24 protein-coding genes are annotated in these 24,648 nt (G+C 71.2%); 15 read left to right on the top strand and 9 right to left on the bottom strand.

Annotated elements, in window-relative coordinates; translation table 11 throughout:
* Positions 1-102: 102 nt before the first annotated feature.
* Positions 103-408: a DUF427 domain-containing protein gene (locus C3E78_RS14610; RefSeq protein WP_108579628.1), complete on the top strand. Its 306-nt coding sequence runs from the start codon at positions 103-105 to the stop codon at positions 406-408.
* Positions 409-536: 128 nt separating this feature from the next.
* On the opposite strand, the gene C3E78_RS14605 is transcribed toward C3E78_RS14610, so the two are convergent.
* Both C3E78_RS14605 and C3E78_RS14600 read right to left on the bottom strand, forming a co-directional pair.
* The gene (locus tag C3E78_RS14605; protein ID WP_108579626.1) at positions 537-1,040 is read right to left on the bottom strand and encodes a DinB family protein; all 504 of its coding nucleotides are present in this window, start codon (positions 1,038-1,040) and stop codon (positions 537-539) included.
* Positions 1,041-1,123: 83 nt separating this feature from the next.
* The gene (locus tag C3E78_RS14600; protein ID WP_108579624.1) at positions 1,124-1,858 is read right to left on the bottom strand and encodes a DUF981 domain-containing protein; all 735 of its coding nucleotides are present in this window, start codon (positions 1,856-1,858) and stop codon (positions 1,124-1,126) included.
* Between the two features lie 100 nt (positions 1,859-1,958).
* Between C3E78_RS14600 and C3E78_RS14595 the strand changes: the two genes are divergently transcribed.
* Genes C3E78_RS14595 through C3E78_RS14585 form a run of 3 tightly spaced genes read left to right on the top strand, consistent with a single transcriptional unit; the run spans position 1,959 to position 5,342 of the window.
* Positions 1,959-2,588, top strand: coding sequence for a TetR/AcrR family transcriptional regulator (locus C3E78_RS14595; protein WP_159085909.1), 630 nt, complete (start codon positions 1,959-1,961; stop codon positions 2,586-2,588).
* Positions 2,589-2,628: 40 nt separating this feature from the next.
* Positions 2,629-3,675 (top strand): tRNA (adenosine(37)-N6)-threonylcarbamoyltransferase complex transferase subunit TsaD, encoded by a 1,047-nt coding sequence (tsaD, locus tag C3E78_RS14590; protein WP_235833640.1) that lies wholly within the window; start codon positions 2,629-2,631, stop codon positions 3,673-3,675.
* 2 nt (positions 3,676-3,677) lie between these two features.
* Complete coding sequence (locus C3E78_RS14585; RefSeq protein ID WP_108579620.1) at positions 3,678-5,342, top strand: glycoside hydrolase family 3 N-terminal domain-containing protein; 1,665 nt, start codon at positions 3,678-3,680, stop codon at positions 5,340-5,342.
* A gap of 9 nt (positions 5,343-5,351) precedes the next feature.
* Here C3E78_RS14585 and C3E78_RS14580 read toward each other — a convergent pair whose 3' ends face one another.
* The 4 genes from C3E78_RS14580 to C3E78_RS14565 are packed head-to-tail and all read right to left on the bottom strand — an operon-like array spanning position 5,352 to position 8,648.
* Positions 5,352-6,203 carry a 5-oxoprolinase subunit C family protein gene (locus tag C3E78_RS14580; RefSeq protein ID WP_108579618.1) on the bottom strand — a complete coding sequence of 284 codons (852 nt, stop codon included), beginning with the start codon at positions 6,201-6,203 and terminating at the stop codon, positions 5,352-5,354.
* Positions 6,200-6,781: a 5-oxoprolinase subunit PxpB gene (gene pxpB, locus C3E78_RS14575; RefSeq protein ID WP_108579616.1), complete on the bottom strand. Its 582-nt coding sequence runs from the start codon at positions 6,779-6,781 to the stop codon at positions 6,200-6,202. The genes C3E78_RS14580 and pxpB overlap by 4 nt, the downstream gene beginning before the upstream one ends.
* Complete coding sequence (locus C3E78_RS14570) at positions 6,778-7,491, bottom strand: LamB/YcsF family protein (RefSeq protein ID WP_108579614.1); 714 nt, start codon at positions 7,489-7,491, stop codon at positions 6,778-6,780. Before C3E78_RS14570 ends, pxpB begins: the two co-directional genes overlap by 4 nt.
* A 2-nt stretch (positions 7,492-7,493) precedes the next feature.
* Positions 7,494-8,648, bottom strand: coding sequence for a class I SAM-dependent methyltransferase (locus C3E78_RS14565; protein WP_108579612.1), 1,155 nt, complete (start codon positions 8,646-8,648; stop codon positions 7,494-7,496).
* A 71-nt stretch (positions 8,649-8,719) separates the two neighbouring features.
* On the opposite strand from C3E78_RS14565, the gene C3E78_RS14560 reads away from it, so the two are divergent.
* The 5 genes from C3E78_RS14560 to C3E78_RS14540 all read left to right on the top strand — a co-directional run bounded on the left by C3E78_RS14560 (position 8,720) and on the right by C3E78_RS14540 (position 15,369).
* Positions 8,720-10,753 (top strand): MDR family MFS transporter, encoded by a 2,034-nt coding sequence (locus C3E78_RS14560; protein WP_108579610.1) that lies wholly within the window; start codon positions 8,720-8,722, stop codon positions 10,751-10,753.
* Between the two features lie 121 nt (positions 10,754-10,874).
* Entirely contained in the window at positions 10,875-11,168 is a 294-nt protein-coding gene (groES, locus tag C3E78_RS14555; RefSeq protein WP_056606353.1) for a co-chaperone GroES, read from the top strand.
* A 101-nt stretch (positions 11,169-11,269) separates the two neighbouring features.
* Positions 11,270-12,874, top strand: a complete 1,605-nt coding sequence (gene groL / locus C3E78_RS14550) for a chaperonin GroEL (protein WP_108579608.1) — start codon at positions 11,270-11,272, stop codon at positions 12,872-12,874.
* Positions 12,875-12,936: 62 nt separating this feature from the next.
* Positions 12,937-14,349: an RNB domain-containing ribonuclease gene (locus C3E78_RS14545; protein WP_199906837.1), complete on the top strand. Its 1,413-nt coding sequence runs from the start codon at positions 12,937-12,939 to the stop codon at positions 14,347-14,349.
* A gap of 24 nt (positions 14,350-14,373) precedes the next feature.
* Positions 14,374-15,369, top strand: a complete 996-nt coding sequence (locus C3E78_RS14540) for an ABC transporter substrate-binding protein (RefSeq protein WP_108579604.1) — start codon at positions 14,374-14,376, stop codon at positions 15,367-15,369.
* 66 nt (positions 15,370-15,435) lie between these two features.
* On the opposite strand, the gene C3E78_RS18360 is transcribed toward C3E78_RS14540, so the two are convergent.
* Complete coding sequence (locus C3E78_RS18360) at positions 15,436-16,041, bottom strand: TetR/AcrR family transcriptional regulator (protein WP_159085908.1); 606 nt, start codon at positions 16,039-16,041, stop codon at positions 15,436-15,438.
* A gap of 106 nt (positions 16,042-16,147) precedes the next feature.
* Here C3E78_RS18360 and guaB point away from each other — a divergent pair, with 106 nt between their 5' ends.
* The 4 genes from guaB (at position 16,148) to C3E78_RS14515 (ending at position 20,500) form a co-directional block, all read left to right on the top strand.
* Positions 16,148-17,659: an IMP dehydrogenase gene (gene guaB, locus C3E78_RS14530; protein WP_108579600.1), complete on the top strand. Its 1,512-nt coding sequence runs from the start codon at positions 16,148-16,150 to the stop codon at positions 17,657-17,659.
* A gap of 67 nt (positions 17,660-17,726) precedes the next feature.
* Positions 17,727-18,851, top strand: a complete 1,125-nt coding sequence (locus C3E78_RS14525) for an NYN domain-containing protein (protein ID WP_108579598.1) — start codon at positions 17,727-17,729, stop codon at positions 18,849-18,851.
* Between the two features lie 49 nt (positions 18,852-18,900).
* Positions 18,901-20,007 carry a GuaB3 family IMP dehydrogenase-related protein gene (locus C3E78_RS14520; RefSeq protein ID WP_108579596.1) on the top strand — a complete coding sequence of 369 codons (1,107 nt, stop codon included), beginning with the start codon at positions 18,901-18,903 and terminating at the stop codon, positions 20,005-20,007.
* A 25-nt stretch (positions 20,008-20,032) separates the two neighbouring features.
* Complete coding sequence (locus C3E78_RS14515; RefSeq protein ID WP_108579594.1) at positions 20,033-20,500, top strand: GNAT family N-acetyltransferase; 468 nt, start codon at positions 20,033-20,035, stop codon at positions 20,498-20,500.
* Here C3E78_RS14515 and C3E78_RS14510 read toward each other — a convergent pair.
* A complete protein-coding gene (locus C3E78_RS14510) occupies positions 20,497-20,892 on the bottom strand; it encodes a hypothetical protein (protein WP_108579592.1) in 396 nt (131 codons plus the stop codon). The two genes, C3E78_RS14515 and C3E78_RS14510, sit on opposite strands and share 4 nt — an antisense overlap.
* A 230-nt stretch (positions 20,893-21,122) precedes the next feature.
* Here C3E78_RS14510 and efeO point away from each other — a divergent pair, with 230 nt between their 5' ends.
* Positions 21,123-22,256, top strand: coding sequence for an iron uptake system protein EfeO (efeO, locus tag C3E78_RS14505; protein ID WP_108579590.1), 1,134 nt, complete (start codon positions 21,123-21,125; stop codon positions 22,254-22,256).
* 9 nt (positions 22,257-22,265) lie between these two features.
* Entirely contained in the window at positions 22,266-23,564 is a 1,299-nt protein-coding gene (gene efeB / locus C3E78_RS14500) for an iron uptake transporter deferrochelatase/peroxidase subunit (RefSeq protein WP_108579588.1), read from the top strand.
* On the opposite strand, the gene C3E78_RS14495 is transcribed toward efeB, so the two are convergent.
* Entirely contained in the window at positions 23,537-24,574 is a 1,038-nt protein-coding gene (locus C3E78_RS14495; RefSeq protein ID WP_108579586.1) for an FUSC family protein, read from the bottom strand. The genes efeB and C3E78_RS14495 overlap by 28 nt on opposite strands.
* Between the last annotated feature and the right edge of the window lie 74 nt (positions 24,575-24,648).

The following is a 24,648-nucleotide window of genomic DNA, read 5'->3' as shown; positions in this document are numbered from 1 at the left end:
GGGGCGGCGTCGGGGACGTCATCCCGCACGTGCCGCTGGCGCTTCGATCGGGATGACGTCCGCATCAGGGTGCAGACTGGGACCAGACCCCAGGAGGCACGCATGAAGGCAGTCATCGGCAGCACGGTCGTCGCGGAGGCGCCCACCGAGGAGCTCGTCAAGATCGAGGGCAACTGGTACTTCCCACCCTCCAGCCTGGACGAGGGGGCGTTCGAGAAGAGCCCCACGGCTTACCACTGCCCGTGGAAGGGCGACGCGCAGTACTGGAACGTCAGGAGCGATGACGGCGTCGCGGCTGACGGGGCGTGGTCCTACCCGGACCCGATTCCGACCGCGTTCGACCGCGTCGGCCAGGACTTCAGCGGCTACGTCGCGTTCGACAAGTCCCAGGTGAGCCTCGGGGAGTAGCGCACACCAGCGCCTGACGTCATTCCGCGTGTGCCGCAGGCACCCCGCCAGGGATGACGTCATCGGGGTGGCGTCGGGACGTCATCCCGCGCGTGCCGCAGGCACTCCACCGGGGATGACGTCCGCGGTCAGTCGCCCGTGGTGCCGTCGGCCATCTCGCGCAGGAGGTCGAGGTGGCCGTTGTGCCGGGCGGTCTCCTCGATGAGGTGCAGCAGGATCCATCGCGCCGTGACGGGCGGACGGACCCGCTCACCCTGGCGGACCAGGTCGAGGTCGACCTCGGCGAAGGCCGCGCGGGTCCGGGCCGCCTCCTGCTCGTAGAGGCCGATCACCTCGGCGACCGACAGCTCCGAGCCCTGGCGGAACTCCCCGTCGGGGTCCTCCTCGCTCCACGGCCCGTCGTCCTCGCCGCCGAACAGGTCGGCGTTGACCCACGAGCGCTCGACCCAGCGCAGGTGGTTGAGGACGTTGGCCGGCGTCATCAGCGGCGACCCGGCCAGGGGCGCTCGGTGGGCCAGATCCTCGCTCAGTCCGCTGACCTTCATGACCGCGGTGTCCTGCGTGTAGTGCAGCATCTGCAGCAGGACCGACCGCTCGTCGTACGCCTGGGGGATGTCGTCGGTGCGTGTCATCTCGCCACCTTGTCACAACGCACCGACGGCGGGACCTCCTCGAAGGAGGTCCCGCCGTCGGTGTGCCACGGGGTGGCGATGGGTCACATCGTGTTGACGATCAGACCGATGTGGGTGAAGAAGTTCATCGCGCCGAACAGGATGAAGACCACGCCGGTGACGGCCCACACGGCGCCCATGATCCGGGCGGGCAGCGTGATGGTCGCGGCGGTGTTCTTCAGGCCGGTGACGACGAACGGGAACAGGACCGCGCCGAGGCCGATGAGGGCGAACAGGGCGGACATGAAGATCGCCTCGACCAGCGGCCACTCGGCGAACTCGCCCGAGATGGGCTCCTGCGGGGGAGCGGCGAACAGCTTGTACTTGACGCCGGCGACGGCGATGCCGAACAGGGCGAGGCCCAGGCCGCCGATGAAGACCGAGATCGGCTGCGCGACCTTCGCCAGCGCGGCGAGGGGGTTCGGACGCAGCAGCGCCTCGGCGCCCCGGCGCCACAGATAGATCGACGCGGCGAGCAGCAGGACGCCGAAGCCCAGGCTCGTCTCGCCGAAGATGATGTTGTCGAACGGGAACCCGCCCGCAGCGAGCGGCCAGGTCAGCGACATGTGGAGGCCCGTCGCGGTCAGGATCGCGCCGAGCGCGCCGAATGCGAGCGACCATCCCTCGGCGCTGACGTCGGCCGGCTTCCGGACGATCTGCCGGGCCAGCAGCACGATGCCCAGCAGGCCCGCGCCCGCTGCGATCGACATGATCGTGTTGTACGTGGGCATGTTCGCCCAGTCGATCTTCAGCCCTTCCTGGGCCAGTTGCGTGTTCATGTGCACCTCGTTGTTCAGGGAGGCCGAAGCGGCCTCGTCGGGACTAAACATATACACGTGTATGGGTTATTCCCTCATCGGCGTCGATACGATGCTCGCCATGACGACACGGCCGGTGCGGACGACGACGCAGGAACGCAGCAGCACCCGGCAACGAGCCCTCGTCGACGCCGCTGCGGAGCTGCTGATCGAGCACGGCCCGGCCGCCGTCACCCACCGCCGGGTGGCCGCCGAGGCCGGCGTCCCGGCGGGGTCCGCGAACTACTACTTCCCGTCCAAGGCCGTCCTCTACGCCGAGGCGGTCCGGCGGGCCGAGGAGATCAGGCGCGACGGCGCGATGGCGTACGCCCTCGCGGTGCCCGAGCGGTCCCGCACCCCCGAGGAGACCGCACGCCTGCTGATCGAGGCGTTCTACGCCCCGGGCCTGGACACCGACGTCCTGACCGTCCGGCTCGAGCCGATGCTCGCGGCGCACCGCGATCCCGAGCTGCGCGCCACGATGACCGAGTTCCGCCCCGGGCACCTCGCCGCGCTCCGGGTGGTCCTGCGACGCTCCGGGCACGCGGCGGTGGCCGACGGGCCCGACGTCGACCTGCTGGCCCAGATGATCGACGCGTCGCTGATGTACGCGGGCCTGACGGGCGACGACGACCCGGTGGCGGCCGCGGCGCGCTCGGTCGGCCGCCTGCTGGAGCTGGCTGACCGCGGGGCGCCGCCTCCGGACGCGTGACGGCCGCCCGGCGGTTCGGGGTGCCTGACACAATGTGCAGGTGAGTGAACCGTTGGTGATGGGCATCGAGTCTTCCTGCGACGAGACCGGCGTGGGAATCGTCCGCGGCACCGAGCTGCTCGCCCACGCGCTGAGCTCGAGCATGGAGCAGCACGTGCGCTTCGGCGGCGTCGTGCCCGAGGTCGCGAGCCGCGCGCACCTGGAGGCGATGGTGCCCACGCTCGAGCAGGCGTACGCCGAGTCGGGCATCCGGGTGCAGGACGTCGACGCGATCGCGGTGACGAGTGGACCTGGGCTGACCGGTGCGCTGCTGGTGGGTGTCGCGGCGGCGAAGGCGCTCGCGCTGGCCCACGACAAGCCGCTCTACGGCGTCAACCACCTGGCCGCGCACGTCGCGGTGGACCAGCTCGAGCACGGCCGCTTCGACCAGCGGGTCGCGGCGCTGCTGGTCAGCGGAGGCCACACCGAGCTGCTGCTCGTGGACGACATCGTCACCGGCATCACGATGCTCGGCCAGACGATCGACGACGCCGCGGGCGAGGCGTTCGACAAGGTGGCCCGGCTCCTCGACCTGCCCTATCCCGGCGGACCGCACATCGACCGCGTCGCCCGCGAGGGCGACCCGACCGCGGTCGCGTTCCCGCGCGGCCTCACCACCGGGCGCGACCTCGACAAGCACCGTTACGACTTCTCGTTCTCGGGGCTGAAGAGTGCCGTCGCCCGGCACGTCCAGCACGAGCAGCGGATGGGCCGGAGCATCTCGACGGCCGACGTCGCGGCCTCGTTTCAGGACGCGGTCTGCGACGTGCTGACCAAGAAGACGATCGCCGCGTGCGTCGAGCACGACGTCGACACCCTGATCATCGGCGGCGGCGTGGCCGCCAACGGCCGGCTGCGTCACTTCGCGCAGGAGCGGGCGGCCAAGGCCGGCATCCAGGTCCGCATCCCGCGGATGGGGCTGTGCACCGACAACGGTGCGATGGTCGCGGCCCTCGGTGCCGAGGTCGTCCGGCGTGGCATCGCCCCGTCCTCGCTGGACCTGCCGGCCGACTCGAGCATGCCGGTCACCCAGGTCGTCGCGGCCTGACGATGTCGTCCCCGCGCCCCTCCCGGAACCGCCGCCTGCTGGCGACGGTCGTCCTCCTGACCGCGACCGCGCTGGTCGTCGCGGCGGGCGTCGTCTGGTGGATCGGCCGGGACGGCTCGTCGTCGCCGACGTCCTCGCCGCCGGCCTCGCCGCGGACGTCGAAGTCGCCCGCGGCGCAGGAGCCGACGGGGTGGGGGCCGACCGACGCGGAGAAGCAGAAGGCGCGCTCGCTCGCCGAGGCGCTGCCCCTCGACGAGCTCGCCGGACAGCTCATCATCGCCCGGAGCTTCTCGAACGAGTCGTCGCTGGAGCTGGTGCGTGAGAAGCACTTCGCCGGGGTCATGGTGACCGGTCAGCAGATCCTCGACGTCACGACGGACGACCCGCTCGAGAGCGTCAAGGCGTTCAACGACCAGCTCCAGGACGCCGGCAAGGGCCGCGGCTTCCCGGTCATGGTGCCGATCGACCAGGAGGGCGGTCTGGTCGCACGCCTGGCCGACCCGCTGACCCCGTTCCCGACGTTCATGTCGGCCGGGGCGGCGATCGCCGGGCACGGCACGGACGGGGAGGCGGCCGTCACCGCCGCGACGCGCGCCTCCGGCGCCGAGCTGCGCGCGGCGGGCTACAACACGGTCTTCGCCCCGGACGGTGACATCACGATCGGGCCCGCGGACCCCATCATCGGCAGTCGGTCGGCCGGCTCCGATCCCGACACGGTGGCGCGGGCGGTCGTCGCGGCCGTGGACGGCTACTCCGAGGCCGGGATGATCTCGGCGGTCAAGCACTTCCCGGGGCACAACGTCGACGAGGACAGCCACAAGGGGCTGCCCGTCCTGCGCAGCGACCGCGACCGCTTGCGCAGCCACGACCTCAAGCCGTTCGCGGCGGCCGTCGCCGACGCCGCCCCGGGCATCATGACCGGCCACCTCGACGTCCCGGCGATCGACAAGGGCGTGCCGGCCTCGATGTCGCACAAGGTCATCACCCGGGGACTGCGCGACAACCTCGGCTTCGACGGCCTGGTGATCAGCGACTCGCTCGGCATGGGTGCGGTCATGAGCCGCTATCCCGGCGGCGACGCGACGGTCGAGGCGATCAAGGCCGGCAGCGATCTCGCGCTGATGCCGGCGGACAACGAGCAGGCGTACGACGCGGTGCTCGCGGCCCTGAGGTCCGGCGAGATCCCCGAGAAGCAGGCACGTGAGTCCGCCGCCCGCACGATCGCCTACCTCCTGCACGCCCAGGCCTCGCCGGAGCTGCCCGGCGAGCCGGGCAGCCACGCGGACGCGTCCGAGGCCCTGAGCGCCTCGGCGGCCACGATCGTCGCCCACCCGTGCCCCGTGCCGAAGATCGCCGGCGTCGTCCCGCTCGGGTCGCCCGAGGCGGTCACCGCGTTCCGGACCGCGGCGGAGGAGGCCGGCCTGCCCCTGGGCTCCGGCACGTCGGTGGTGTTCCTCGGTCCGGGCTCCTCAGGGGCCGCCGGCGACGTCGCGGTCTCGACCGACACGCCCTACGCGCTGGCCTCGAGCTCGGCGCCGACCAAGATCGCGCTCTACGGCCGGGACGTCCCGGCGATGCGCGCCCTCGTCAAGGTGCTGCAGGGCACGGCGCGGGCGCAGGGTGCGCTGCCGGTCGACGTCGGCGTCCCCGCACCCCAGCGCTGCTGACCCGGCTGGTCACGGCACGCGGTGGAACCGCACGACCTGTCCCGGACGCGCCTGCGCCAGGCGATCGGTGTGGGCGTCGACGACAACCGCGATGACCGGGTAGCCACCCGTCACCGGGTGGTCGGGGCCGAAGACGATGGGCTGGCCGTCCGCGGCGACCTGCACGCTGCCGCGCAGGCACGGCTCGCTCGGCAGCTCGTCCGTGCGCGAGCGCTCCAACGGCTCACCGACGAGGCGCACCCCGACCCGGTCGGACGACGGGCTCACGTGCCACGGATCGTCCAGCAGGCGTCGCACGGCCACGGGGGAGAACCAGTCGTCGCGCGGTCCCAGCACCACGTCCACCGTGATGTCGCCGCTGTTGACCAGGGGCAGGACGTCCTCGAGCAGGGGCGGCACCGGCTCCCGGCCCGTGTGCAGCGTGTCCCCGGCGACGAGCGGTGCCGGACCGAGGCCGGCGAGCGTGTCGGTCGACACCGATCCCAGCTCGGGCTGCGCGTCCAGCCCCCCGGCGACCCCGACGTACGTGCGCAGGCCGCTGCTCGGCGGGTCGACGCGGAGCAGCTGACCCGCGGCCAGTCGCAGCGCCCGCCCGTGCGCGACGTGCCGCCCGTCGATCGTGACGGGTCCCGGTGCCCCGGTGACCGCGACCCGGTGAGGCGCCGCGGCGCGGAGCACGAGACCACCGCCGAGCAGCTCGATCGCCGCGGCGTCCGGGTCGTTGCCGAGCAGGGCATTCGCCTGCCGGAGCGCACCGCGGTCGAAGGCGCCCGCGGCGCTCACGCCGAGGTGGCCGAGCCCGGGCCGGCCGGGGTCCTGCACGAGGGTCAGCAGCCCGGGCTGCTCGACGCGGAGCGTCATGCGACCACGAACCTGACCGTCGTCCCGGCCGTCAGCAGCGCAGGAGGCTCGCGGCGGGAGTCCCACATCGCGAGGGACGTCCGCCCGACGAGCTGCCAGCCGCCGGGGGAGGAGCGCGGGTAGACGCCGCTGAACCCGCCCGCCAGTCCCACCGATCCCGCCGGGACGGTCGTGCGGGGCGACGGGCGGCGCGGCACCTCCAGCCGTGGGTCGCCGCCGACGAGGTAGGAGAACCCCGGCGCGAAGCCGCCGAACGCCACGGTCCACGCCGTCCCGGTGTGGGCCGCGACGACCTCGCGCGTCGACAGCCCCGTCAGCCGGGCGACGTCGTCGAGGTCCGGCCCGTCGTACGCCACGGGGACCTCGACGGCACGGTCGTCCGCGCCGGGGCCGGCGGCGAGGGGTGTGGTCCGCTCGACCAGGGTCCGGAGCACGGCCGGCTCGCCCCGCACGAGCACGCTGCGGGCGCCGAGCACGGCCTCGGTGGTGCCGTGCAGGGCGGCGAACCACGCCTGCGCCTCGGCCAGGTCGTCGCAGTCGAGCAGCAGGGCCCGGTCGCCGTACGGGCGGAGCCTCACGGCGCGCTCGCGAGCTGCGCCCCGGCGTCCTCGAGGGCCGAGCGCACCGCGCGGGCGAGCCGCACCGCGCCCGGGCTGTCGCTGTGCACGCAGATCGATGCCACGTCGCCGAGCAGGCGCACCGCCTGCGCCGCGACCGCCCGCGGGTCGTCCAGCACGGCACCCACCTCGGTGCGGGCCACGAGCCGTCCCTCGGGCGTGTAGGCGCGGTCGGCGAAGCCCTCGTGGACCACGGGGAGGCCGTCCGCCTGCGCCAGGCTGAGCGAGACCGCTCCGGGGAGCCCGAGGAGGGGGATCGGGGACGCGAGCTGCCGCATCGTGTCGACCACGGCCCGCGCGTGCGCCTCGTCGTGCACGATCGTGTTGTAGAGCGCGCCGTGCGGCTTGACGTACGCGACCCGCCCGCCCGCTGCGCGCGCGATCTCGTCGAGCTGCCGGACCTGGTCCAGCAGCTCGGCGGTCAGCTCGGCGGCGGGCACGTCAACCCGCTTCCGGCCGAAGCCCTCGCGGTCCGGGTACCCGATCTGTGCGCCGATCGCGACGCCGCGCTCGACCGCGGCCTCGCACGTCACCCGCATCAGCTCGGCGTCCCCGGCGTACGCGCCGCAGCAGACGTTGGCGGACGTCACGACGCCGAGCAGCTCGACGTCCTCACCGGAGTGCCAGCGCTCCCACGACTCACCCAGGTCGGCGTTGAGGTCGATCCGCATGCCTAGATCCTCTCGACCAGGTAGGCGCGGCCCTGCCCCTGCACGCGTGTCATCACGACCAGGGCCGAGGTGCTGCCCTTGAGCTTCATCCGCCGCACGACCTCCTCGGGGACGATGTCGACGCCGCGCTTCTTGATCGTCAGCGTGCCCACCCCGCGCGCCTGCAGGGCGGCCTTCAGCGGCTTCTCGCGGAACGGCAGCTCCTCCAGGATCCGGAAGCCTCGCGCCAGGGGCGTCGACTCCGCCCGGTCCGAGCTCACGTACGCGATATGCGGATCGGGCAGCCGCCCCCCGACGGTGGCGGCCAGCTCGCCCACCAAGCCGGCCCGGATCACCGCGTCGTCGGGCTCGTACAGGTACGCACCGACGTCGCCGACCTCGGCGGGCTCACCGCTCGCGACCAGCTGGGCGCCGGACGGGAGCACCGTGGCCCGGCGGCCGACGGTGGCGAACGGCGTCCCCCAGAGGCACGCCTCGACGAGGTCGCCGCCGTCGCTGACCCACTCGGCCTCGACGCCGGCCGGGACCGCGTCGTGCGCCAGCCCGGGCATGACCTTGGCGACCGCGCGCCCGGTCAGGAGCTCACGGACCCACTCCCACGGGGGCTGCAGATCGGCGGTCGAGAAGGTCCGCCCACGGCCGTTGCGGCGTGCGGGGTCGACGAACGCCACCTCGTCGGGGGCGATGTCGATCTGCAGGGCGTCCGCGCAGACCACCTCGCCGCTCAGGCCGAGCGCGCGGAGGTTGGCCTGGGCGATCGCGGCCCGCACGGGGTCCTGGTCCACGCCGCGCACCGCGAGGCCTGCGCGCGCCATCGCGATCAGGTCGCCGCCGATGCCGCAGCCCAGGTCGACGACCGACGTGGCGCCGACCTCCGCCAGACGACGGGCGCGGTGGTTCGCGACGGGCAGGCGGGTGGACTGCTCGAGGGCGTCGTGCGTGAAGTACATCCGGGCCGCATCGGGACCGAACTTGGTCGTGGCCCTGCCGCGCAGGTGGTTCTGGGTCACCGCGGCGGCCACGAGGCCGGGCTCGTACGTCCGGCGCAGCCGCGTGCCGAGCGCCAGGTCGCTCTCGACGCCCGCCCGTGCGGCGATCTCGCCGAGCAGCTCCTGCCCCGCCGGGGCCATGAGCTGCGCGAACGTCTCGGGATCCATGGTCCAAGTCTGCCGGTCGCCCGGGACCTTTGGCGGGCGACGTCGTGGTCGGGCTGTGCAAGCCTCGTCGCATGGCCACAGCCACCGTGCAGGAGCGGCCGCAGGAGGCGCACACCCTGAGTGGTCGGGCGCGCCGCATCGCCTTCCTGACGATCGCCCTCGGGATGCTCCTGTCGGCGCTCGACTCCACGGTCGTGTCGACCGCGCTGCCCACGATCGTCGGTGACCTGGGCGGGGGCGACCACGTGTCGTGGGTCGTCACGTCCTACCTCCTGGCCCAGACCGTGGTGACCGCGGTGATCGGCAAGTTCGGCGACCAGTTCGGTCGCAAGCCGATCTTCCAGCTGTCGGTGGCGATGTTCATCATCGGCTCGGCGCTGTGCGGGATGGCGCAGGACATGGGCTGGCTGATCGGGTCGCGGGCGATCCAGGGACTCGGCGCCGGTGGCCTCACGGTCACGGCGACCGCGCTCATCGCCGACATCATCCCGCTGCGCGAGCGCGGTCGGTACCAGGGCTCGCTCGGTGCGGTGTTCGGCATCACCACCGTGCTGGGACCGCTGCTGGGCGGGTTCTTCACCGACAACCTGAGCTGGCGATGGGTGTTCTACATCAACGTGCCGCTCGCGCTCGTCGTGATCGTGGTCGCCGGCCGCACGCTGCCGTCGGTCCGCGCCCAGGGCCGCCAGAGCATCGACTACCTCGGCATGCTGCTGATCACGATCGGCGCGTCGTGCCTCGTGCTCGCGACCAGCTGGGGCGGCACCACGCACCCGTGGGGCTCCCCGACCATCATCGGCCTGTTCGCCGGTGGCGCGGTGGGCCTGGCGGCGTTCGTGCTGGTGGAGCGGCGCGCGGTCGAGCCGATCCTGCCGATGCGGCTCTTCCGGCACCGGGTGTTCTGGACGTGCTGCGCGCTGTCCTTCGTCGTGGGGTTCGCGATGATGGGCTCGATCACGTTCCTGCCGACCTTCTTGCAGTACGTCAACGGGGTCAGCGCGACGGCGTCCGGTGTGCGGATGCTGCCGATGGTGCTGGGCCTGATGGCCACGGCGATCACGTCGGGCAACATCGTCAGCCGGACCGGCCACTACAAGATCTTCCCGGTCGTCGGGACACCCGTCATCGCGCTCGGCCTGGTGCTGCTCAGCCGGCTCGACGAGACCACCTCGGTGCTGCAGGAGGCGCTGTCGATGTTCGTGCTCGGGCTGGGCATCGGGGCATCCATGCAGGTCCTGACGATCATCGTGCAGAACACCGTCGCGTACCGCGACCTGGGCGTCGCGACGTCGGCGGTGACCTTCTTCCGCACGCTGGGTGGCGCGTTCGGCGCGGCGGTGTTCGGCTCGCTGTACTCCAACTTCCTGTCCGGACGGCTGCCCGAGGCGATCGCCGCGACCAGGGGCGCGGTCACGCCGACGGACGCGACCACGCCGTCCGCACTGCACGACCTGCCCGACCGGGTCATCCAGCCCGTCGTCCATGCGTACGCCGAGTCGATCGGTCATGTCTTCGCCTGGGCGGCCCCGGTGGCGCTGCTGGGACTCCTGCTCGCGCTGATGATCCCGCAGGTCGCGCTGCGCCACGGGCTCCAGCCCGGTGCGACCGACCTGGGGGAGGGCTTCGGGATGCCGGAGTCCTCGAGCGCCGAGGAGCGTCTGGCGTCGCGCATCGCCCGGCTCGTGTACGCCGACCACGGCCGCCCGGTGGCCGACATCCTGCAGGACGCCGACGTGGGGCTGGACGAGGGCCGCACCTGGGCGCTGCTGCAGGTGCACGGCCGCAACCGGGAGGGACAGCCGGCCAGCCTGAGCGGCATCGCACGAGCGCACCGGGTGCCGCCGATCCTGTTGCAGCCTGCCTTCGAGAGCCTGCTGCGATCGGGTCATCTCGGTGGTTCGCTGGCGCAGCTCACGATGACCGAGACCGGTGCCGAGACCATGCGCGCGCTCGGTGAGTACTTCCGCCAGTGGATCCTCGCCCGCCTGGACGGGATCGACAGCGTGGAGGCGCCGACGGTCGATGCGGCGATCCAGCGGATCACGCAACGTCTGCTGCAGGAGATCGCCGAGTCGGACCAGGAGCCGGTAGCAGTCTCCTCGTGAGAGTGCTAACTTTGTTCTGGCACTCTCACCATGGGAGTGCCAATCACAGGTGAGCACGACCCCCGCGACGGCGTTCTCACCTACGTCCAACGTTTCACCGCCTGAAAGGGGAGGTCGACACGTGTCGGTCACCATCAAGCCGCTCGAGGATCGCCTGGTCATCCAGGTCGTCGAAGCAGAGCAGACCACTGCGTCCGGACTCGTTATTCCGGACACCGCCAAGGAGAAGCCGCAGGAAGGCATCGTCGTGTCGGTCGGCCCCGGTCGGGTCGACGACAACGGCAACCGCGTCCCGCTCGACGTTGCCGAGGGTGACAAGGTCATCTTCAGCAAGTACGGCGGCACCGAGGTCAAGTACGCGGGCGAGGAGTACCTCATCCTCTCCGCGCGCGACGTCCTCGCTGTCGTTTCGTGATCTGACGCCCCGGCGCCCCCATGCGGGGCGCTGGGGCCTCTCACTTTTCGGACTGTCCCAGTCCCGGCAACACCCACATTTTTTCGTAGGAGAGGCAACAGATGCCCAAGATTCTTGAATTCGACGAGAACGCTCGTCGCTCGCTGGAGCGCGGCGTGGACAAGCTCGCCAACACCGTCAAGGTGACGCTCGGTCCCAAGGGCCGCTACGTCGTCCTGGACAAGAAGTGGGGCGCCCCCACGATCACGAACGACGGCGTGACCGTCGCCCGCGAGGTCGAGCTCGACGACCCGTTCGAGAACCTCGGCGCCCAGCTGGCCAAGGAAGTCGCCACCAAGACCAACGACGTCGCCGGTGACGGCACGACGACCGCGACCGTCCTGGCGCAGGCCATGGTCCACGAGGGCCTGCGCGCCGTCGCGGCCGGTGCGAACCCGGTCGGCCTGAAGAAGGGCATCGAGGCCGCCGTCAAGGCCGTCGTCGAGCGCCTCCACGAGCAGGCCCGCGACGTCGACGACATCAAGGACATGACGGACGTCGCGACGGTGTCCTCGCGTGACGCCCACATCGGCGAGCTCATCGCCGAGGCGTTCGACAAGGTGGGCAAGGACGGTGTCATCACCGTCGAGGAGTCCAACACGATGGGCACCGAGCTCGAGTTCACCGAGGGCATGCAGTTCGACAAGGGCTACCTGTCGCCGTACATGGTCACGGACACCGAGCGCATGGAGGTCGTCCTGGACGATCCCTACATCCTCGTCAACCAGGGCAAGATCTCCTCGGTCAGCGACCTGCTGCCGATCCTGGAGAAGGTCGTCCAGGCCGGCAAGGCGCTGTTCATCATCGCCGAGGACATCGAGGGCGAGGCCCTGTCGACGCTGGTCGTCAACAAGATCAAGGGCACGTTCACCTCGGCCGCCGTCAAGGCGCCCGCGTTCGGTGACCGTCGCAAGGCCATGCTGCAGGACATCGCGACCCTCACGGGCGCGGAGGTCGTGACGCCCGACGTCGGCCTCAAGCTCGACACGATCGGCCTCGAGGCGCTCGGCACCGCGCGCCGCGTCGTCATCACCAAGGACGACACCACGATCATCGAGGGCGGCGGCGACAAGGCCGACGTCGACGGTCGCGTCAACCAGATCAAGGCCGAGATCGAGAACACCGACTCGGACTGGGACCGCGAGAAGCTCCAGGAGCGTCTGGCCAAGCTGGCCGGCGGCGTCTGCGTCATCCAGGTCGGCGCGGCCACTGAGGTCGAGCTCAAGGAGAAGAAGCACCGCATCGAGGACGCCGTCTCGGCGACCCGCGCGGCGATCGAGGAGGGCATCGTCGCCGGTGGCGGCTCGGCTCTCGTCCACGCCGTCTCGGTGCTGGACGACAACCTCGGCCTGACCGGTGACGAGGCGGTCGGTGTGCGCATCGTCCGCATCGGTGCCGACGCCCCGCTCGAGTGGATCGCCCGCAACGGCGGCGTCTCCGGCGAGGTCGTCGTCAACAAGGTCCGCGAGAGCGGACAGGGCTACAACGCGGCCACGGGCGAGTACGGCGACCTGGTCGGCCAGGGCGTCCTCGACCCGGTGAAGGTCACGCGCTCCGCGCTGGCCAACGCTGCGTCGATCACCGCGATGCTCCTGACGACCGAGACGCTGATCGTCGAGAAGCCGGCCGAAGAGGCCGACGACGCGCACGCAGGTCACAACCACTGATCTGCTGCTGATCGCACGACGCCCGCCCCGGTTCTCCGGGGCGGGCGTTGTACGTTCGGGGCGTGACCGCCCACGACTTCGAGTCCGTCCGCGACGAGCTCGGGCTGCCGCCGGCAGCGCAGACCGACCGGTTCCCGGACGACGTCCTGGCCGAGGCGGAGACGATCGCGGCCACGGTGCCGCCGGAGGCCGAGGACGCCACGGCGATCCCGTTCGTCACGATCGACCCACCCGGTGCGCGCGACCTCGACCAGGCGATGTTCCTCGAGCGGGTCGGTGCCGGGTTCCGGGTGCACTACGCGATCGCCGATCTCGGCTCGGCCATCGTGCCGGGCGGCGCGGTGGACGCCGAGGCGCGGCGACGCGGGCAGACGATCTACCTGCCCGACGGGCGCGTGCCCCTGCACCCGCCGGTCCTGTCCGAGGGCACGTTGAGCCTCCTCCCGGACGAGGTCAGGTCGGCGGCGCTGTGGACGATCGACGTGGACGCGGCGGGTGGGGTCGGTGCCGCGTCCGTCCGACGGGCACGGATCCGGTCGGTCGCGCAGCTCGACTACGAGGGCGCGCAGGCCGGCTTCGACGCGGGAGCGCCGCACCCGTCGATCGAGCCCCTGGCGGACCTGGGCCGCCTGCGGCTCGACGTCCGCGTGGGCCTCGGGGCGATCGAGCTCGCCCTGCCCGAGCAGGAGGTCATGGCCGAGGGGGACGACTGGGTCGTCCGGATGCGCCGGCGCACCGAGGTGGACGGCTGGAACGCCGAGATCTCCCTGCTCACGGGCATGGCCGCGGCCCGGCTCATGCTGGACGCCGGCATCGGCCTGCTCCGCACGCTGCCGCCGGCGGACGACGAGGCCGTGCGGGAGCTGTTGCGCACCGCGGCGACACTGGGCGTCCCGGTCGCCGACGGGACGACCGCAGCCGAGGTGCTGGCGGGCCTCGACCCGGACCTGCCGGCCTCGATCGCGCTGATGCGTGAGGCCACCGGGCTGCTCCGCGGAGCGGGCTACGTCGCCTTCGACGGCACCCCGCCCGATCAGGCGGGCCACGCCGGCATCGGCGCTCCGTACGCCCACGTGACCGCCCCGCTGCGGCGTCTGGCCGACCGCTTCGGCACCGAGGTGTGCCTGGCGATCTGTGCGGGTGACGAGGTGCCGGCGTGGGTGCGTTCGGCCCTGCCCGAGCTCGGCGGCATCATGCGGGCGTCCGACCAGCGCGCCGCGACCGCCGACCGCACGTGCATCGACCTGGCCGAGGTGTGGGAGCTGGAGGGCCGGGTCGGCACGGTCTTCGACGCGGTCGTCCTGCGCGCGGGGGACGACGAGGGCGAGGTCGTCGTGACCATGCCGCCGGTCATCGCGACGTGTCGGGGAGCCGGCCTGCCCGAGGGCCAGCACGTCCGGGTGCGGCTGGACGAGGTCGACGAGGAACGTCGCCGGGTCGTCTTCGCGCATGACGAGGGTCACGCACGAACTTAGGCTGCCCTAGGTTAGGCTCACCTTATGAAGAAGACCTTCCTCGCAGCCCTCGCTGCGACGGCACTCCTGACCTTGTCCGCGTGCGGCTCGTCCGACTCCGAGGGTGGCGACGACGCTGCCTCCTCGTCCTTCAGCTACAAGGACGACTTCGGCCAGCAGATCGATCTCGACACGATGCCGCAGCGCCTGCTCGTGCAGTCGTCGATGGCCGCCGCCCTGACCGACCTCGGCCTCGGCGACAAGATCGTCGGCACGTTCGGCCCGCTCAAGGACGCCGAGGGCAAGCCCGACTCGCAGGTGGCCGGTCTCGACGTCTCGAAGGTCAAGGACGTGACCGGCGGCGGCGAGTACGGGTCGATCGACCTCGAGGCTGCCGCGGGACTCAAGCCCGACCTCGTCGTCACGAGCTCCTACCTCGACGACGACCTCTGGTACATCAACGACAAGAACGCCACGGCGCTCAAGAAGCTCGCCCCGATCCTCGTGGTCAGCTTCGACGGCAAGACGCTGCCCGAGCTGCTGGACGGCACCGAGCGGGCCGCCAAGGCACTGGGCGCCGACCTGGGCTCGGAGAAGGTCGAGGCCACGCACGACGCGTTCACGAAGGCCGCCGAGCGGGTCAGGCAGGTCTCCGCCGACCTCGGTGACCGCACGATCCTCGCCGGCTCGGCCGCGCAGGACTACTACTACGTCTCGAACCCCAAGGTGAGCCCCGACCTGTCCTACTGGAAGGACGAGCTGGGCCTGCCCCTGACGGTGCCCGGCAACCCCGACGAGGGCGGCTACTTCGAGTCCCTCAGCTGGGAGAAGGCCGACAAGTACCCGGCCGACATCTTCCTGTACGACGACCGGATCGGTGAGGCCGGCATGCAGCTGTTCGAGAAGGAGAAGGTCTTCCAGACCCTCGACGCGGCCAAGAACGGCGCGTACGTGCCGTGGACGTCGGTCGCCCCGCCGAGCCACCAGGCGTACGCGGACCTCATGGACCGTCTCGCCGACGACCTGGAGAAGCAGAAGTAGGACCACTGCGGCCCATGGGCCGTGCGCCGGGACGACCCGGCGTGCGGCCCTTCGTCGTTCCTGCGGCTAGGAGATCTTGCGCCGGGTCTCGAGGCCGGCCAGGAAGATGGCCAGCTTGCGGTCGTAGAGGCCACGACCCTCCCACACCTCGTCGGTGTCGTAGGGCTTGGCGACCGGGATGTCAGCCTTGACGGGGTAGCGCTCCCGGATGCGGCGCAGTCGGCCCATCTGGGACGAGCAGTCGAGGGCCAGGGCGAGCACGAACTCGACCGCCACCGCGGCGTCCGCGGCGTCGAAACCCTCCTCCTCGACCCGGGCGACCCACTGCGGCATGCGCGCGAGCACGGACGGGGCAGGACGAGGAGCGGTCTGGGTCGCGCGGTCGAGCCCGGGGTGGGCGTCGCACGCCCTCCACGTCGACTCACCGATCTCACGGAGGAGCTCGTCCCACGGCAGCTCGGCGTCGGGCCAGGTCGTGGAGTCGAAGGCGATGTCCATCGCGCGCACCAGCAGGTCGTCGCGATCGGCGACGTAGCGGTAGAGGCCAGAGTGCGCGACACCGAGACGACGGGCGACAGAGGGCATGCTGAACGTGTCGACGCCGTCATCAAGGGCCGCGTGGGCGATCACTTCTACTGTGAGGGCCCGCGGACGGCCTGGCTTACGCTCCATGAGGAGACAGCCTACTCGGGATCCGAAGCCCCGAAACCGACCTTGGTCCTCATGTGGAGGGTCTCCGGGCGGAGGGGCCCCATCGACCCCGAGATACGATGGAGACATGGAGCAGACCGGTATTCCTGACAAGTTCGCATCCCTTGGTCTCACGTACGACGACGTGCTCCTGCTGCCCGGGTTCTCGGACCTGAACCCGGCCGACATCGACACGACGTCCCGCCTGACGCGCGACATCAGCCTGAAGGTCCCGCTGATCAGCGCCGCGATGGACACCGTGACCGAGTCGCGGATGGCCATCGCCATGGCTCGCCAGGGCGGCATCGGCGTGCTGCACCGCAACCTGTCGCTGCAGGACCAGGCGTACCAGGTCGACCTCGTCAAGCGCACCCAGACCGGCATCATCTCCAACCCCGTCACGATCGGCCCCGACGCGACCCTCGAGGACCTCGACCGCATCTGTGGCGAATATCGCGTCTCGGGTCTCCCGGTCGTCGACACCGACAACCGCCTGATCGGCATCATCACCAACCGCGACCTGCGGTTCACCCCGCTCGCGGAGTGGGCGACCACCAAGGTCGACGAGATGATGACCCCGATGCCCCTCATCACCGGTGACGTCGGCATCAGCCGCGAGGACGCGACCCTGCTGCTGCGCAAGCACAAGCGCGAGCGCCTGCCGCTGGTCGACGCCGACGGCCGCCTCGCGGGCCTCATCACGGTCAAGGACTTCGTCAAGGGCGAGCAGTTCCCGCAGGCCTCCTACGACGCCGACGGCCGGCTCATGGTCGGTGCGGCGATCGGCTACTTCGGTGACGCGTGGGAGCGCGCCACCACGCTCATCGAGGCCGGCGTCGACGTGCTCGTGGCCGACACCGCCCATGGCCACGTCCGGATGCTGCTCGAGATCGTCAAGCGCCTCAAGACCGACCCGGCCACCCGCCACGTGCAGGTCATCGGCGGCAACGTGGCGACCCGCGACGGCGCGCAGGCGTTCGTCGACGCGGGTGCCGACGCGGTCAAGGTGGGCTTCGGTCCCGGCTCGATCTGCACCACGCGCGTCGTGACCGGGTGCGGCGTCCCGCAGGTCACCGCCGTGTACGAGGCGTCGCTCGCGGCCAAGGCGGCCGGCATCCCGGTCATCGCCGACGGCGGCCTGCAGCAGTCCGGTGACATCGCCAAGGCGCTCGTCGCCGGTGCCGAGACCGTGATGATCGGGTCGATGCTCGCAGGCGTCGAGGAGTCGCCCGGCGAGGTCGTCTTCGTCAACGGCAAGCAGTTCAAGGCCTACCGGGGCATGGGATCGCTCGGAGCGATGAGCAGCCGGGGCAAGAAGTCGTACTCCAAGGACCGCTACTTCCAGGCCGAGGTGGCCAGCGACGACAAGATCGTCCCCGAGGGCGTCGAGGGCCAGGTCGCCTACCGCGGCCCGCTGTCCGCCGTCGCCCACCAGCTCATCGGTGGCCTGACCCAGTCGATGTTCTACGTCGGTGCGCGCACGATCCCCGAGCTGCAGGACAAGGGTCGCTTCGTGCGGATCACGTCCGCCTCGCTCAAGGAGAGCCACCCGCACGACATCCAGATGACGGCCGAGGCGCCCAACTACTCGTCGCGATGAGTGCCGGTCGCCGGGCTCGGCGGACGGTGGAATACAGACTCGGGTCCGCGACCGATAACCTCGTCGGGTGACCAATCGCAACGTCGCCGTCTTCATCGACGCCGAGAATCTCTTCAAGGGCTACGGCAAGCTCGACATCCCTGACCTGTCGATGGCCGACATCCTCGACCAGCTCGAGCGTGCCGCCGCGCGTGAGGCCGGGGCCGGCGACATCGCGCTCGCCCGGGCCTACGCGGACTGGGGCGCCCTGGGCCTGGAGGACTTCCGCCGCGACGTCGAGCGGGCCGGCGTCCAGACCATGCAGGTGTTCTCGGTCAGCAAGGCCGAGAAGAACGCCGCCGACATCGTCCTGGTCGTGGACTGCCTGCGTGCCGCCGCGGACCTCGAGCAGCTCGAGGTCTTCATCATCGTGTCCGCGGACGGTGACTTCGTGCCGCTGGTGCGCCGCCTGCACGAGCTGGACAAGTACGTCATCGGGGCGACGCTGTCCGACCACCCGGTCAACAACGTGCTCGAGCAGGAGGTCGATCAGTACGTCCCGCTGAAGGTCAAGCCCACGCCGCCGGCCGCGGCGCTGCAGCCGATCTTCTCCAGCGACCCGTCCGCGAAGCTCCCGGCCAGCAAGCCCGGCCGGTCCGAGCGCACACGGTCCGAGCGTCCCGCCCGCCGGGCCGAGCACACCCGCCACGCGCCCGTGACGCACAGCGCGGACCCCGAGCCCGTGGTGGCCGAGCCGACCAGGGGCGAGCCGGCCAAGGCCGAGAAGTCGACGCGCCGGGCCGTCAAGCACGAGCAGCCCAAGGGCGGGGCGAAGATCTCCTGGCACGAGATGGCCAAGGAGATCGAGGTCGTCCACGAGGGACCCGCGACATCGCCGGAGGACTACAAGGCGATCATCAAGCAGGTCCTGTCGGACCCCAAGGTCCGCAGCTTCTGCGACCAGCTCGCGAACCAGGGCGGGACGCTGCCGATCCTCGCGATGGCGATCAAGGCCGCCGCGCCCCGCATCAGCCCGTCCGACGCGAAGGTCAGCTCGATGTCACGGGCGTTGCGCTTCGCCCTGGCCGACACGCAGTACGCCCTCGCGCGCGAGAGCGACGACGTCCAGCCGGTGCTGGTGCGGCGTGCGAACAACCCGGCGGGCATCATGACCGACCTCTCCCTCGACGACATCCAGCGCGGGGTGCAGTAGCCGGAGAGGCCCCCGGGGCGCCGCCTCGGCAACCACTAGGCTGGGGCCCATGGCAGACATCGAGATCGGCACGGCCAAGCGCGGTCGGCGCGCGTACTCCTTCGACGACATCGCGATCGTCCCGAGCCGCCGCACCCGCGACCCCGAGGAGGTGTCGACGGCCTGGCAGATCGATGCGTACCGGTTCGAGCTGCCGGTCATCGCGGCGCCGATGGACTCCGTGATGAGCCCGGAGACGGCCATCGCGCTGGGCCGGCACGGCGGTCTGGGCGTGCTCGACCTCGAGGGCCTCTGGACGCGCTACGAGAACCCTGAGGAGCTCCTCGACGAGGTGGCCCGGATCGAGGGCCCGCTGGCGACCAAGCGGCTCCAGGAGATTTACGCCGAGCCGATCAAGGCCGAGCTCATCACCGCTCGTCTGCAGCAGATGCGCGAGTCGGGCGTGACCGTCGCCGGATCGCTCTCCCCGCAACGAACCAAGCAGTTCGCGGACGCCGTCGTCGACGCCGGCGTCGACCTGTTCTTCATCCGCGGCACCACGGTGTCCGCCGAGCACGTCTCGGGCCAGACCGAGCCGCTGAACCTCAAGGAGTTCATCTACGAGCTCGACGTCCCGGTCGTCGTGGGCGGCTGCGCGACCTACCAGGCCGCCCTCCACCTCATGCGGACCGGCGCGGCCGGCGTGCTCGTCGGCTTCGGCGGAGGCGCGGCCCACACGACCCGTTCGGTGCTGGGCATCTCGGTGCCGATGGCCTCGGCCGTGGCCGACGTCGCCGCGGCGCGTCGTGACTACCTCGACGAGTCCGGCGGACGCTACGTCCACGTCATCGCGGACGGCTCGATCGGACGCAGCGGCGACATCGCGAAGGCGGTCGCGTGCGGCGCCGACGCGGTCATGATCGGCTCGCCGTTCGCCCGCGCCGTCGAGGCGCCGGGCCGTGGCTTTCACTGGGGCGCCGAGGCGTGGCACCCCGACCTGCCGCGTGGCGAGCGCGTCGACATCGGCACGGTGGGCGACCTCGAGTCGGTCCTGTTCGGCCCCTCGTCCGTCCCGGACGGGACCATGAACATCATCGGTGCGCTGCGTCGTGCGATGGCCACCACGGGCTACACGGACCTCAAGGAGTTCCAGCGGGTCGAGGTCGTCGTCGGTTGACCGGGCTCGGCCGGAGGGGCTGCTGATGCGCATCGAGCGGGTGGAGTTCGACCATCCCGATGCGGTCGCCCTGCGGGACGAGCACGTGGCCGCCGGCAACCAGCTGTACGCCGACGACCCCGCCGCGGTGCACCGGGGCGGGTCCGAGGGCATCGACCCGGCGACGATCCTGGCCACGTTCGTGGCGTACGACGGCGACGAGCCGATCGGCCACGCGTGCGTGCGGGTGCTCGACGGCGACCTGGCCGGGGTGCCGGAGATGAAGCGACTCTACGTCCGCCCGGCGTCGCGGGGGAGCGGTGTCGCCGATGAGCTCCTCGCCGCGGTCGAGCAGGTCGCCCGCGACCTCGGAGCGCCGAGGATGGTGATCCACACCGGGGACCGGCAGCACGCGGCGCTGAGGTTCTACGCCCGCCACGGCTACACGCCGATCCCGGTGTTCCCGCCCTACGAGGCCGTCACCTACTCGCTCTGCTTCGAGAAGCTGCTCTAGGACGGCCCGTGGCGACGATCGAGCCGGGCCCGGACCGCCCGCGTGCCGAACGCCAGGGCGAACGACGCCGCGCCGACGCCGATCACGATCATGACCAGGCCGACGCCCGACAGGCCGGACTCGTCGTCCGGCATCTCGGTCGTCGCCCACGCGATCGCGTACCCGGCGGTGGCGGCGAGGGCCACCTGCCCCGCGTTGCGGAAAGCGAGGGTGGCCAGCACCACGACGACCACGAGCGTGACGCCCGACCCCACGATCTGCCAGGCCTCGAAGGGGCCGCTGGTCTCGCCGGTCCGCGCGTCCACCTGGTACTCGTCGTCCCAGCCGCACCACGCCAGCCAAGCAGCGGCGGACAGCGCCGCGGTCACGATCCAGGTCGTGGCCTCCCTCATGCCGTCGTCCCGCCGAGGCGCGTCGTGGCTGGGAGGCTGGTCCGGTTCTGGGGCACGGGGCTGTCCTGACGTCGGAGGTGGTCGTCCCATCCTCGCCCCTTCCCGCTCCGGCCGCGTCCCGGGCGAGGAGCGGGTCACATCACGGAGTCCCGGTGGCCGACGCGGATCGGTGTCGCTTAGCATGGTGAGGCTTGCCTAATCTGACAGCACGTAGCCCTGAAGGAATGCCCATGAAGCCCAGCCTCGTCGTCGTCGGTGCCCTCGTCGCGGTGGGTCTCAGCGCCTGCGCGTCCGACCCGGACGAGTCGACCGCGAGCGGAGACCTGTCGGTCGCCGCCACCGACTCGTCCTGCGACGTCTCGGCGACGAAGCTCGAGGCCGGTCCGTCGACGTTCAAGGTCAGCAACAAGGGCTCCAAGGTCACCGAGTTCTACGTGTACGCCGAGGGCGACCGCATCATGGGCGAGGTCGAGAACATCGGTCCCGGCCTGACCCGCAACCTGGTCGTCGACCTGCCGAAGGGTACGTACGAGGGCGCGTGCAAGCCCGGCATGATCGGCGACGGCATCCGCCAGACCCTGACGGTGACGGGGCAGGCCGCGAAGCGGCTCTCGGACTCCCAGGAGCTGCAGGCCGCCGCCGACAGCTACGCCCGTTACGTCAAGTCGCAGAGCGACACCCTGATCGTCAAGACGACGGAGTTCGTTGACGCGGTCAAGGCCGGGGACGTCGACAAGGCCAAGCAGCTCTTCCCGATCGCGCGCACGTACTGGGAGCGCATCGAGCCCGTCGCGGAGAAGTTCGGCGACCTGGACCCGATCACGGACGGCCGCGAGCCCGACGCGAAGGCCGAGGGCGTGGACTTCACCGGCTGGCACCGCATCGAGAAGCAGCTCTGGGTCGAGGACAACACCGAGGGCATGGACAAGTACGCCGATCAGCTGCTCGGCAACGTCAAGAAGATCGTCCAGCTCGGCCAGGACACCCCGCTCACCGCGCTCGAGCTCGCGCAGGGCTCCAAGGGGCTCCTCGACGAGGTGGCGACCGGCAAGATCACCGGCGAGGAGGACGAGTTCAGCCACACCGACCTGTGGGACTTCAAGGCGAACGTGGAGGGCTCGCAGGCCGCGATCGCCTCGCTGCGTCCGGTCCTGGAGAAGCAGGACCCGGCCCTCGTGAGGAAGCTCGACGAGCAGTTCGCGGCGCTCGACCGGGAGCTCAACCAGCACCAGGACAAGGACACCGGTGCGTGGACGTTCTACGACGAGCTGACGAAGGACCAGGTCAAGGCCCTGTCCAACGCCGTGGCGGCGCTGAGCGAGCCCATCAGCCAGGTCGCGGCCGCAGTTGCCGCGTCTGCGTAGCCTGACCTCATGACCGCCCAGGACCACTCCGGTTCCGGCCTCTCGCGCAGGAAGCTGCTGGGAGCGGCCGGGGTCGGCGCGTTGGCGGTGGGCGCCGGCGGCGGCTACGCGGTGGGCCAGGCGTCCGGTGAGCCGAAGGCCCCGGCCGGCGTCGTCGACCCCGACGCCGCCCCGATCCCGTTCGAGGGCGCGCACCAGGCGGGCATCGTCACGCCGTCGCAGGACCGGCTCTACTTCGCAACGTTCGACATGACCTCGGACAAGCGCGAGGACCTCATCTCGCTGCTGAAGGACTGGACCGCCGCGGCCCGTCAGATGACGCAGGGCAACGACGTCGGTGACTTCGGCGCCGTGAGCGGATCGCCGTACGCGCCGCCGGAGGACACCGGTGAAGCGCTCGGCCTGCCCCCGTCGGGCCTCACCCTCACGATCGGGTTCGGCCGCAGCCTGTTCGTCGACGACAAGGGCAGGACCCGGTTCGGGCTCGAGGGCCGGCTGCCTGACCGCTTGAAGAACCTGCCGTCGTTCGCGGGCGACCGTCTGGACCAGGCCATCAGCGACGGGGACATCGCGGTGCAGGCGTGCGCCAACGACCCCCAGGTCGCGGTGCACGCGGTGCGCAACTTCGCCCGCATCGCCTTCGGTCGCGCCTCGGTCCGCTACTCGCAGATGGGCTTCGGCCGGACCTCGTCGACGTCGACCGCGCAGGTGACCGCCCGCAACCTGTTCGGCTTCAAGGACGGCACGGCCAACATCAAGGTCGAGGACGCCAAGGACGTCGACGACTTCGTGTGGGTGCACGAGGACGACGGTCCCGCGTGGCTCGTCGGTGGCTCGTACCTCGTCTCGCGCAAGATCGACATGCGCATCGAGATCTGGGACCGCGAGCCGCTGGAGGGGCAGGAGGCGATCATCGGCCGCACGAAGGGCTCCGGCGGGCCCCGCTCGGGCGGCGACGAGTTCGCGGACCTGGACTTCGACGCCAAGGACGAGACGGGCAAGCCGCTGATCGACACGAAGTCCCACGTGCGTCTCGCGCACCCCGACGCCAACAACGGCGCGAAGCTGCTGCGCCGCGGCTACAACTTCGTGGACGGCTCCAACGGCCTCGGCCAGCTGTCGGCGGGGCTGTTCTTCATCGCGTACCAGCGCGACCCCGAGAAGCAGTTCGTGCAGATCCAGCGCTCGCTCGCGGGGCTGCAGAACGACACCCTCAACGAGTACATCGTCCACGTCGGATCGGGCCTGTTCGCGTGCCCGCCCGGCGTCGGCACCACCGGCTACTGGGGCGAGAAGCTCTTCGCCTGAGGACGCCTGCGGGTGAGCCAGGCGACGCCCAGCCCGATCACGACGCCGAGCAGCGTCTCGACGGCGCGTTGGGTGACGACGTCGCCGGCCGGGAGCGGGTGCACGAGCTGGCCCATCAGGAGGGCCAGCGGCGTGATGAACACGAGGGCCAGCGCGTAGTGCCGCAGCACGATCAGCTCGGTCATGAACTGGGCCGCGATGATGACGACGACGAGCGCCACGGCGCTGGGGTCGAACGCGAGGATCAGGGCGGTGAGCCCGAGACCCAGCACGGTGCCGACCAGCCGGTGGACGCCCCGGAAGGCCATCTCGCGCATCGACGGCGAGGTCAGCGGGACGATCGCCGCGACCATGCCCCAGTACGGGTGGCCGATGTGCAGCAGCACGGCGACCCATCCGGTCAGCAGGGGAGCCACCAGGTGGCGGACCGCGTGACGCAGCGTGGCGGGGTCGGACAGGTGCTCGCGCAGTCCCCGTGTCTCCGGCGCGCCGCCGGTGCCCTCGGGCCCGATCGCGCTGACGACGATCGCGAACGCCGCCGACGCGGTGCCGAGGACGGCCGCGATCAGCACGGTGTGCCAGGTGGCACCGGCCTGGGTGGCGCACACCGTGAAGGCGAACACCGCGAAGAGGCCCCCGGGCGGCTTCCACTGGCCGATGTCGGCCAGCACCGCCATCGTCATCGCGGCCAGCGAGCCGCCCACCACGATCCAGAAGCTCTGGTGTGAGGACATCGCCGCGACTGTCCCGGTGGTGATGGCCGCGACGAGCGCGAGACCCACCTTCACCTGCTGGACGGCCCGGACGCGGCGCGAGAGCGTGCGGCCGTAGATCGCGGTGAACGTGCCGAAGGCGCAGAACGCCGACCAGTCGAGGCGGTCGACGGCCACGAGGACGATCAGGGGGACCGCGACGGCGATGCCGACACGGGTCGCCGTCAGGGCGTTGACGGCGCCGGGTCCGACCCGCCGCAGGTCCTGCGCGAGCAGGCGGATCAGCGAGGTGGGCACAGTCCAGACTATCTCCGGCCCGAGGGGGGTTACCGACCGGTAGTCATGTGACATCGCTGATGTCATACTCAGGG

The organism is Aeromicrobium chenweiae, assembly GCF_003065605.1.
GTDB lineage: Bacteria > Actinomycetota > Actinomycetes > Propionibacteriales > Nocardioidaceae > Aeromicrobium > Aeromicrobium chenweiae.
The sequence above is the reverse complement of the archived record's forward strand: the minus strand, read 5'-3'. Positions and strand labels throughout refer to the sequence as shown.